At 69.7% G+C, this 9,773-nt stretch carries 10 protein-coding genes; all 10 read left to right on the plus strand.

Features of this window, described 5'->3' with window-relative positions:
- Positions 1 to 2 precede the first annotated feature (2 nt).
- The 10 genes from FHU36_RS15740 to nuoK are packed head-to-tail and all read left to right on the plus strand — an operon-like array spanning position 3 to position 9,768.
- Positions 3 to 554, plus strand: coding sequence for a NuoB/complex I 20 kDa subunit family protein (locus FHU36_RS15740; RefSeq protein WP_185084405.1), 552 nt, complete (start codon positions 3 to 5; stop codon positions 552 to 554).
- Positions 551 to 1,231, plus strand: a complete 681-nt coding sequence (locus FHU36_RS15745; RefSeq protein WP_185084406.1) for an NADH-quinone oxidoreductase subunit C — start codon at positions 551 to 553, stop codon at positions 1,229 to 1,231. The genes FHU36_RS15740 and FHU36_RS15745 overlap by 4 nt, the downstream gene beginning before the upstream one ends.
- Positions 1,228 to 2,553, plus strand: a complete 1,326-nt coding sequence (locus FHU36_RS15750; RefSeq protein ID WP_185084407.1) for an NADH-quinone oxidoreductase subunit D — start codon at positions 1,228 to 1,230, stop codon at positions 2,551 to 2,553. Before FHU36_RS15745 ends, FHU36_RS15750 begins: the two co-directional genes overlap by 4 nt.
- Complete coding sequence (gene nuoE / locus FHU36_RS15755) at positions 2,550 to 3,206, plus strand: NADH-quinone oxidoreductase subunit NuoE (RefSeq protein WP_185084408.1); 657 nt, start codon at positions 2,550 to 2,552, stop codon at positions 3,204 to 3,206. The genes FHU36_RS15750 and nuoE overlap by 4 nt, the downstream gene beginning before the upstream one ends.
- Complete coding sequence (gene nuoF / locus FHU36_RS15760; protein WP_185084409.1) at positions 3,203 to 4,492, plus strand: NADH-quinone oxidoreductase subunit NuoF; 1,290 nt, start codon at positions 3,203 to 3,205, stop codon at positions 4,490 to 4,492. Before nuoE ends, nuoF begins: the two co-directional genes overlap by 4 nt.
- The gene (locus tag FHU36_RS15765; RefSeq protein ID WP_185084410.1) at positions 4,489 to 6,876 is read left to right on the plus strand and encodes an NADH-quinone oxidoreductase subunit G; all 2,388 of its coding nucleotides are present in this window, start codon (positions 4,489 to 4,491) and stop codon (positions 6,874 to 6,876) included. Before nuoF ends, FHU36_RS15765 begins: the two co-directional genes overlap by 4 nt.
- Entirely contained in the window at positions 6,873 to 8,222 is a 1,350-nt protein-coding gene (gene nuoH, locus FHU36_RS15770) for an NADH-quinone oxidoreductase subunit NuoH (RefSeq protein WP_185084411.1), read from the plus strand. The genes FHU36_RS15765 and nuoH overlap by 4 nt, the downstream gene beginning before the upstream one ends.
- Positions 8,209 to 8,724, plus strand: coding sequence for an NADH-quinone oxidoreductase subunit NuoI (nuoI, locus tag FHU36_RS15775; protein ID WP_185084412.1), 516 nt, complete (start codon positions 8,209 to 8,211; stop codon positions 8,722 to 8,724). The genes nuoH and nuoI overlap by 14 nt, the downstream gene beginning before the upstream one ends.
- Positions 8,717 to 9,475, plus strand: coding sequence for an NADH-quinone oxidoreductase subunit J (locus tag FHU36_RS15780; RefSeq protein ID WP_185084413.1), 759 nt, complete (start codon positions 8,717 to 8,719; stop codon positions 9,473 to 9,475). The genes nuoI and FHU36_RS15780 overlap by 8 nt, the downstream gene beginning before the upstream one ends.
- Entirely contained in the window at positions 9,472 to 9,768 is a 297-nt protein-coding gene (nuoK, locus tag FHU36_RS15785) for an NADH-quinone oxidoreductase subunit NuoK (protein ID WP_185084414.1), read from the plus strand. Before FHU36_RS15780 ends, nuoK begins: the two co-directional genes overlap by 4 nt.
- The last annotated feature ends 5 nt before the right edge of the window (positions 9,769 to 9,773 follow it).

Here is a 9,773-nt window from a genome sequence, read left to right on the forward strand (position 1 = left end):
AAATGGGACTTGAAGAGAAACTCCCCAGCGGCTTCATCCTCAGCACGGTCGAGCAGGCCGCCGGATGGGCTCGCAAGAACTCCGTGTGGCCCGCCACGTTCGGGCTCGCCTGTTGCGCCATCGAGCTGATGGCCACCGGTGGCCCCCACTACGACCTGGCGCGCTTCGGCATGGAGCGCGCTTCGGCGTCTCCCCGGCAGGCCGATCTCATGATCGTGGCGGGCCGCGTGTCGCAGAAGATGGCACCGGTCCTGCGGCAGATCTACGACCAGATGGCCGAGCCCAAGTGGGTCATCGCGATGGGCGTGTGCGCCTCCAGCGGCGGCATGTTCAACAACTACGCCATCGTGCAGGGCGTCGACCACGTCGTCCCCGTCGACATCTACCTGCCCGGCTGCCCGCCGCGGCCCGAGATGCTGATCGACGCGATCGTCAAGCTGCACGACAAGATCCAGAACACGAAGTTCGGCGCGCACCGGGCCAAGCAGATCGACGAGCTCGAACGCCAGAAGCTGCGCGCCCTGCCGCTGATCGACCAGGGGGCTGCCAAGTGACCTCCCCAGACAACCTTCCCGAGGTGCCAGGCGTTCCCGAGGTCCCGGAGTCACCGGTCGCCCGGCGCGGGATGTTCGGGGCGAGCGACTCCGGCGACACCTCCGGCTACGGCGGTCTCGTCGTCCGGCGGGCGCCGCAGCTGTCCACGCCGCGCCCGTACGGCGGCTACTTCGACGAGGTGGTCGACAGCCTCGGCCTCGACGACGCCGTCGAGCGGGTCGTCGTGGACCGCGGCGAGCTGACCCTGCACGTCAAGCGCGAGCGCCTCGTCGAGGTCTGCGGCAAGCTGCGCGACGACCCGGCCCTGCGCTTCGAGCTGGCGCTCGGCGTGTCCGGCGTCCACTACCCCCACCTGGTCGGCGAGGAACTGCACGCCGTCTACCACCTGTGCTCCATCACCCACAACCGGCGCGTCCGGCTTGAGGTGAGCTGCCCCGACGGCGACCCGCACATCCCCTCCACCGTCGGCGTCTACCCGGGCAACGACTGGCACGAGCGCGAGACGTACGACTTCTTCGGCATCGTCTTCGACGGCCACCCCGCGCTGACCCGGATCATGATGCCCGACGACTGGGACGGCCACCCGCAGCGCAAGGACTACCCGCTCGGCGGCATCCCCGTCGAGTACCGCGGCGCCACCATCCCGTCGCCCGACCAGAGGAGGTCCTACCAGTGACCACCGGCTACGACGAGGCCACCGAGGGCAAGGTCTACTCGGTCACCGGCGCCGACTGGGACGAGGTCGTCACCGGCGTGCGCGACTCCGAGGAGGAGCGCCTGGTCGTCAACATGGGCCCGCAGCACCCGTCGACCCACGGCGTGCTCCGGCTCGTGCTGACCCTCGACGGTGAGACGGTCACCGAGGCGCGCGGCGTCATCGGCTACCTGCACACCGGCATCGAGAAGAACATGGAATACCGGACGTGGACCCAGGGCACCACGTTCGTCACCCGGATGGACTACCTCTCGCCGATCTTCAACGAGACGGCCTACTGCCTCGGCGTCGAGAAGCTGCTCGGCATCGAGGACCGGATCCCCGACCGGGCCCAGGCCATCCGCGTGATGATGATGGAGCTCAACCGGATCTCCTCGCACCTGGTCGCGATGGGCACGTTCGGCATGGAGCTCGGCGCGACCACGCCGTTCCTGTTCGGCTACCGCGACCGCGAGCTGATCATGGACCTGTTCGAGTACATCACCGGCCTGCGGATGAACCACGCCTACGTCCGGCCGGGCGGCGTGAGCGTCGACCTGCCCGCCGGCGCGGTCGACAAGGTCGGCGAGTTCCTCAAGGAGATGCCCAAGCGGATCAAGGACATCCGCAAGCTCCTCGACGAGAACCCCGTCTACCTGCGCCGCACCCAGGACGTGGCCTACCTCGACCTGACCGGCTGCATGGCGCTCGGCATCACCGGCCCGATCCTGCGCGCCGCTGGGCTGCCCTGGGACCTGCGCAAGTCGCAGCCCTACTGCGGCTACGAGACGTACGAGTTCGACGTCGCCACCCAGCGCGGCTGCGACGTCTTCTCGCGCTACCTCGTCCGCATGCAGGAGATGGAGGAGTCCCTCAAGATCATCGAGCAGGCCCTGGACCGCCTCGCCGGTCCGCTCAAGGGCGACCCGGTGATGATCGAGGACAAGAAGATCGGCTGGCCCGCGCAGCTCGCGCTCGGCCCCGACGGGTTCGGCAACTCGCCCGACCACATCGCCCACATCATGGGCTCCTCCATGGAGGCGCTCATCCACCACTTCAAGCTGGTGACCGAGGGCTTCAGGGTGCCGGCCGGGCAGGCGTACGCCAGCATCGAGTCGCCCAAGGGCGAGCTCGGCGCGCACGTGGTCAGCGACGGCGGCACCCGCCCCTACCGCGTGCACTTCCGCGAACCGTCCTTCTGCAACCTGCAGGCCTTCCCAGCGATGGCGGAGGGCGGCCAGATCGCCGACGTGATCGCCGCGGTGGCTTCTATCGACCCCGTCATGGGAGGTGTGGACCGGTGACCTACGCACCGGAGATCCGCGAGCGTCTGGAACGAGACGCCAAAGAGATCATCGGCCGCTACCCGAAGACGCGGTCGGCCCTGCTGCCGCTGCTCCACCTCGTGCAGTCGGAGGACGGCTACGTCTCCGACGACGGCCACGAGTTCTGCGCGGAGATGCTGGGCCTCAGCAAGGCCGAGGTCGTCGGCGTCTCGACCTTCTACACCATGTACAAGCGCAGGCCCGCCGGCGAGTTTCACGTCGGCGTGTGCATCAACGCGCTGTGCGCGGTCATGGGCGGCGACGAGATCTGGGAGCAGCTCTCGGAGCACGTCGGCGTCGGCCACGAGGAGACCACCGCCGACGGCAAGGTCTCGCTGGAGCGCCTGGAGTGCAACGCGGCCTGCGACTTCGCCCCCGTCATGATGGTCAACTGGGAGTTCTTCGACAACCAGACGCCCGGGTCGGCCAAGCAGCTCGTCGACGACCTGCGTGACGGCAAGGACGTGCGGCCGACCCGCGGTCCCAAGAAGCTGTGCACCTTCAAGGAGGCCTCGCGCGTGCTGGCGGGCCTGCCCGACGACCTGGCGGGCGAGGGCCCGTCGGCCGCCGGCCCCTCGCTGGAGGGCCTCAAGGTCGCCAAGGCCAACGGATGGAAGGCCCCCGAGGCATGACGACGACTTTGACTCCGGTCCTGACCGCCAACTGGGACCGCCCCGACTCCTTCACCCTCGACGGCTACGGCCCGTACGACGCGGCCAAGAAGGCGCTCGGCATGGACCCCGACGCCGTCATCCAGGCCGTGAAGGACTCGGGCCTGCGCGGCCGCGGCGGGGCGGGCTTCCCCACCGGCATGAAGTGGGGCTTCATCCCGCAGGGTGACGGCAAGCCGCACTACCTCGTCGTCAACGCCGACGAGTCGGAGCCGGGCACCTGCAAGGACATCCCGCTGATGATGGCCAACCCGCACTCGCTCATCGAGGGCGTCATCATCACCTCCTACGCCATCCGCGCCAACCACGCCTTCATCTACGTGCGCGGCGAGGTGCTGCACGTCATCCGCAGGCTGCACGCGGCCGTGCGCGAGGCGTACGCCAAGGGCTACCTCGGCACCGACGTCTTCGGCTCGGGCTACGACCTGGAGCTCGTCGTGCACAGCGGGGCCGGCGCCTACATCTGCGGCGAGGAGACGGCGCTGCTCGACTCGCTGGAGGGCCACAGAGGTCAACCGCGTCTCAAGCCTCCGTTCCCGGCCGTGGCGGGCCTGTACGCCTCGCCGACTGTTGTGAACAACGTGGAGTCCGTGGCCAGTGTTCCCTCGATTCTCGCCAACGGGGCCGACTGGTTCGCCTCGATGGGCACCGAGAAGTCGAAGGGCTTCGGCATCTTCTCGCTGAGCGGCCACGTCACCCGGCCAGGCCAGTACGAGGCGCCGCTCGGCATCACGCTGCGCGAGCTCCTCGACATGGCGGGCGGCATCCGCAAGGGGCACCGGATCAAGTTCTGGACCCCGGGCGGCTCCTCCACACCGATCTTCACCGACGAGCACCTGGACGTGCCGCTCGACTTCGAGGCCGTCGGCGCCAAGGGCTCGATGCTCGGCACCCGCGCCCTGCAGATCTTCGACGAGACCACCTGCGTGGTCCGCACCGTGCTGCGCTGGACCGAGTTCTACGCCCACGAGTCGTGCGGCAAGTGCACCCCGTGCCGTGAGGGCACCTACTGGCTCAAGCAGGTGCTCAAGCGCCTGGAGAAGGGCCAGGGCACCGAAGAGGACCTGGCGACCATCACCGACATCGCCGACAACATCCTGGGCCGCTCCTTCTGCGCCCTCGGCGACGGTGCGACCAGCCCGATCCACTCCTCGGTGAAGTACTTCCGCGACGAGTACCTCAAGCACTTCGAGATCGGCGGCTGCCCGTTCGACGCGAAGAAGTCCACTCTCTGGGGTGACCAGTGACAACGACCGCTGTAGAGACGACCCTGGTGACCTGCACGATCGACGGGTTCCAGGTCAGCGTCCCCAAGGGCACCCTGATCATCAGGGCGGCAGAGCTGCTGGGCATCCAGATCCCGCGCTTCTGCGACCACCCGCTGCTCGACCCGGCGGCCAACTGCCGCCAGTGCCTCGTCGACATCCCCGACGCGGGCAACGGCCGCGGCTTCCCCAAGCCGCAGCCGTCCTGCGCCATCGAGGTGGCCGAGGGCATGGTCGTGCAGACCCAGCTCACCTCGCCGGTCGCCGAGAAGGCGCAGCGCGCGGCGATGGAGTTCCTGCTACTCAACCACCCGCTCGACTGCCCCGTCTGCGACAAGGGCGGCGAGTGCCCGCTGCAGAACCAGGCCATGAGCAACGGCCAGGGCGAGTCCCGCTTCCAGGAGCAGAAGCGGACCTTCCCCAAGCCGCTGCCGCTGTCCACGCAGGTCCTGCTCGACCGTGAGCGCTGCGTGCAGTGCGCCCGCTGCATCCGCTTCTCCGACCAGATCGCCGGCGACCCGTTCATCGAGTTCTTCGAGCGCGGCGCCAAGGAGCAGGTGGGCGTCGCCGACGGCGAGCCGTTCCAGTCCTACTTCTCCGGCAACACCGTGCAGATCTGCCCGGTCGGCGCGCTCACCGGCGCCGCCTACCGGTTCCGGGCGCGGCCGTTCGACCTGGTCTCCACGCCGAGCGCGTGCGAGCACTGCGCGTCGGGCTGCGCGATGCGCACCGACCACCGGCGCGGCCGGGTCACCCGCCGCCTGGCGGGCGACGACCCGCAGGTCAACGAGGAGTGGAACTGCGACAAGGGCCGCTGGGCGTTCACCTACGCCACGCAGCCCGACCGCCTGCAGCAGCCCCTCGTCCGCAACGAGGAGGGCGTGCTCGTGCCGGCCTCCTGGCCGGAGGCGCTCAGCGTCGCCGCCGAGGGCCTCGCCGCCGCCCGCGGCAAGGCCGGCGTGCTCGTCGGCGGCCGGGTCACGGTCGAGGAGGCCTACGGCTACGCCAAGTTCGCCCGCGTCGCCCTCGGCGTCAACGACGTCGACTTCCGCGCCCGGCCGCACTCAGCCGAGGAGGCGCAGTTCCTCGCGCACGCGGTGGCCGGCAAGGGCATCGAGATCTCCTACGCCGACCTGGAGAGCGCGCCCGCGGTGCTGCTCGTCGGGTTCGAGCCCGAGGAGGAGTCGCCGATCGTCTTCCTGCGCCTGCGCAAGGCGTGGAAGAAGCACGGCCTGAAGATCAGCGCGATCGCGCCGTTCGCCTCCCCGAGCCTGGCAAGGATGGGCGCCACGCTCATCCGCACGGCGCCCGGCGGTGAGGCCGACGCCATCGGCGACCTGGTCGGCTCCCTCGCGGAGGGCACGGTCGTGCTCGCCGGCGAGCGCCTGGCCACCGTCCCCGGCGCCCTGTCGGCCCTGGTGCGGCTCAGCGCCGCCTCCGGCGCCCGGCTCGCCTGGATCCCGCGCCGGGCCGGTGAGCGCGGCGCCCTGGAGGCCGGCGCGCTGCCCAACCTGCTGCCGATCGGCCGCCCGGTCGCCGACGAGAGCGCCCGCGCCGAGGTCGCCAGGGCGTGGAACGTGGCCTCGCTGCCCGCCACACCCGGCCGCGACACCGCAGGCATCCTCGCCGCCGCCGCGGACGGGGAGATCGACGCGCTGGTCGTGGCCGGCGTCGACCCCTACGACCTGGCCGACCCGGCCGCCGCGCTCGCGGCGCTGGAGAACACCCCGTTCATCGTCAGCCTGGAGATCCGCGCCAGTGCCGTCACCGACCGGGCCGACGTGGTCCTGCCGGTCGCGGCCGTGCAGGAGAAGGGCGGCACGTTCGTCAACTGGGAGGGCCGCGGCCGCTCGTTCGAGGCGCCGCTGCGGAAGCCCGGCCTGCAGAGCGAGCTGGCCGTGCTCGGCAGCCTGGCCGACCGGATGGACGTCCACCTGGGCCTGCCCGACGCCAAGGCCGCCCGCCGCGAGCTGAGCGCCATCGGCGCCTGGCGCGGCAGCCGGGTGGCCGCTCCCAACGCCGCCACCCGGCCGGAGCCCGCCCCGGCGGCGGGCGAGGCGCTGCTCGCCACCTGGCACCAGCTCCTCGACGACGGCCGCCTGCAGGACGGCGAGCCCTACCTCGCGGGCACCGCCCGCCCCGCCGAGGCCCTGCTCTCGCCGGACACGGCCGCGGAGATCGGCGTCACCGACGGCGACAAACTCGTCATCGGCGGCCCCGGGCCCAACCCGGTCACGCTGCCGGTCCGGGTCGCGGACCTGCCCGACAGGGTGGTCTGGGTCCCGGCGAACTCCGGCGGCTGCTCGGTCACCCGTGACCTGAGCGTGGTGGCCGGCGACATCGTCACCATCGGGAGCGCCTCATGACCCACGTTCTCGCGGCCGATCCGACCCTCGCCGACTTCGGCAAGGACCCGCTCTGGATCACCATCATCAAGGCCGTGATGCTCTTCGCCTTCCTGATGCTGGGCATCCTGTTCGGCGTCTGGTACGAGCGCAAGCTGATCTCGCGGATGCAGAACCGCTTCGGCCCCAACCGGGCCGGCAAGTTCGGCCTCCTGCAGTCGGTGGCCGACGGCATCAAGATGGGCCTGAAGGAGGACATCTTCCCGCGGACCGTGGACAAGGTGCTCTACCTGCTGGCCCCGGTCATCATGGTCATCCCGGCCTTCCTGGCCTTCTCGATCGTGCCGTTCGGGCCGATGGTCAACCTGTTCGGCGTGCAGACGCCGCTGCAGCTCGTGGACCTGCCGGTGGCGGTGCTGTTCATGCTGGCCATGGGCGCCATCTCGGTCTACGGGGTCGTCCTCGCCGGATGGTCGTCGCGCTCGCCGTACGCGCTGCTGGGCGGGCTGCGGTCGGCGGCCCAGGTGGTCTCGTACGAGATCGCGATGGGCCTGTCGTTCGTGGGCGTCTTCCTCTTCGCGGGGACGCTGTCCACGTCCGAGATCGTCAAGGCGCAGGCGGGCGGCGGCGAGTTCTTGGGCATCTCGATGCCGTCGTGGTTCGCCGTCCTGCTGCTGCCGTCGTTCCTCATCTACGTGGTCTGCATGTTCGGTGAGGCGGCCCGCATCCCGTTCGACCTGCCGGAGGGCGAGGGCGAGCTGGTCGGCGGCTTCCAGACCGAGTACTCCTCGTCGCTGAAGTTCGCTCTGATCATGATGGGCGAGTACTTGCACACCTTCACCGCCTCCGGCATCGCCGTGACGCTGTTCCTCGGCGGCTGGCGGGCGCCCTGGCCGATCTCGCTCTGGGACGGAGCCAACCAGGGCTGGTGGCCGGTGCTGTGGTTCTTCATCAAGTTCGCGCTGACGTTCAGCTTCATCATCTGGGTGCGGGCCTCGCTGCCGCGCGTCCGCTACGACCAGCTCATGGCGCTCGGCTGGAAGGTCCTCATCCCGCTCAACCTGGCGTGGATCATGCTGGTGGCCTCCGTCCGTGCCGTCATGTACGTCCGCGACGGCACGTTCACCGACGCCAGCCTGGTTCCGGTCCTGGTGCTGGCGGCGGCCGTCGTCATCGGCGCCCTGGCCATCTGGGCCAGGTTCGACACGGTCAACCAGCGTCGCAAGGAGGCCAGGAAGGCCCAGGTCGAGGCCGAGTTCGAGGAGCTGTCCGACGAGCCGGCGGCAGGTGGCTACCCGGTGCCGCCGCTGGACCTGCCGCACTACCACGGGGTGCAGCACAAGGAGATTCCCAGTGGGACTAACTGATTGGCTGAACCCCGTCAAGGGCTTCGGGGTCACCTTCCACACGATGTTCAAGAAGCCCGTCACGACCAACTACCCGGAGGTCAAGAAGCCGACGGCGCCCCGCTTCCACGGCCGCCACCAGCTCAACCGGTGGCCCGACGGGCTGGAGAAGTGCGTCGGCTGCGAGCTGTGCGCCTGGGCGTGTCCCGCCGACGCGATCTACGTGGAGGGCGCGGACAACACCGAGGAGGAGCGCTTCTCGCCGGGTGAGCGTTACGGGCGCACCTACCAGATCAACTATCTGCGGTGCATCCTGTGCGGCCTGTGCATCGAGGCCTGCCCGACGCGGGCGCTCACCATGACCAACGAGTACGAGCTGGCCGACGGTGACCGCGAGGCGCTGATCTACACCAAGGAGATGCTCCTCGCGCCGCTGACGCAGGGCATGGAGCAGCCTCCGCACCCGATGCGCCTCGGCGACACCGAAGAGGACTACTACCGGCTGGGACGGACCAATGGGTGAGGCCATCACGTTCTGGGTGCTCGCCGTCGTGTCCGTCGGCGCGGCGCTCGGCATGGTCTTCAACCGGAAGGCCGTCTACTCCGCGCTGATGCTCGGCTCCGTGATGCTCTGCCTGGCGGTCCTGTACGCCGTGCAGGACGCGCCGTTCCTGGCCGCGGTGCAGATCATCGTCTACACCGGCGCTGTCATGATGCTCTTCCTGTTCACGCTCATGCTGGTCGGCGTCGACTCGTCCGACTCGCTGGTGGAGACGCTGAAGGGCCAGCGCTTCTGGGCCGCGATCGCCGCCGTCGGCTTCGCCACGCTCATCGTGCTGGCCGTCGGCAACGCCGTCTTCGCCGGTCAGACCGGGCTGGCGACCGCCACGGCGCAGGGCGGCTACGTCCGCTCGGTGGCGCTGCTGCTGTTCACCAAGTACGTGTTCGCGTTCGAGGTAACCTCGGCACTGCTGATCACCGCGGCGCTCGCCGCGATGGTGCTGGCGCACCGCGAGCAGCTCACCGAGAAGGCCACGCAGAAGGACCTGTCCCGGGCCCGCTTCCGCGGTGACCGGCCGTCGCCGCTGCCCGGCCCCGGCACGTACGCCCGCAACAACGCCATCGACATGCCGGCACTGCTGCCCGACGGCTCCGTCGCGGCGGACTCGGTCAACCGCTACATCGCGCGCTACGACGTGGAGCACGACCACCTGCCCGCGGACCCCAAGCTGGCCGAGGCCATCCAGCACAAGGCCGAGGAGGAGTCCAAGTGACCACGCACTACCTGGTCCTGTCGGGCCTGCTGTTCGCGATCGGCGCCCTGGGCGTGCTGATCCGGCGCAACGCGATCGTGGTGTTCATGTGCGTCGAGCTCATGCTCAACGCCTGCAACCTCGCGTTCGTCACCTTCGCCCGGCAGCACGGCAACCTCGAAGGCCAGATCATCGCGTTCTTCGTGATGGTGGTGGCGGCCGCCGAGGTCGTGGTCGGCCTGGCCATCATCGTGACGATCTTCCGAACCCGCAGGTCCGCGTCGGTCGACGACGCCAACCTGCTGAAGTACTAAGAGGT

This window comes from Nonomuraea muscovyensis (assembly GCF_014207745.1).
GTDB classification, from domain to species: domain Bacteria; phylum Actinomycetota; class Actinomycetes; order Streptosporangiales; family Streptosporangiaceae; genus Nonomuraea; species Nonomuraea muscovyensis.

Bases quoted from the DNA above. Each gene is read 5' to 3' on its own strand.
- FHU36_RS15780 (WP_185084413.1), top strand. From the start codon at position 8,717: ATGGGTGAGGCCATCACGTTCTGGGTGCTCGCCGTCGTGTCCGTCGGC.
- nuoF (WP_185084409.1), top strand. From the start codon at position 3,203: ATGACGACGACTTTGACTCCGGTCCTGACCGCCAACTGGGACCGCCCC.
- FHU36_RS15740 (WP_185084405.1), top strand. From the start codon at position 3: ATGGGACTTGAAGAGAAACTCCCCAGCGGCTTCATCCTCAGCACGGTC.
- nuoH (WP_185084411.1), top strand. From the start codon at position 6,873: ATGACCCACGTTCTCGCGGCCGATCCGACCCTCGCCGACTTCGGCAAG.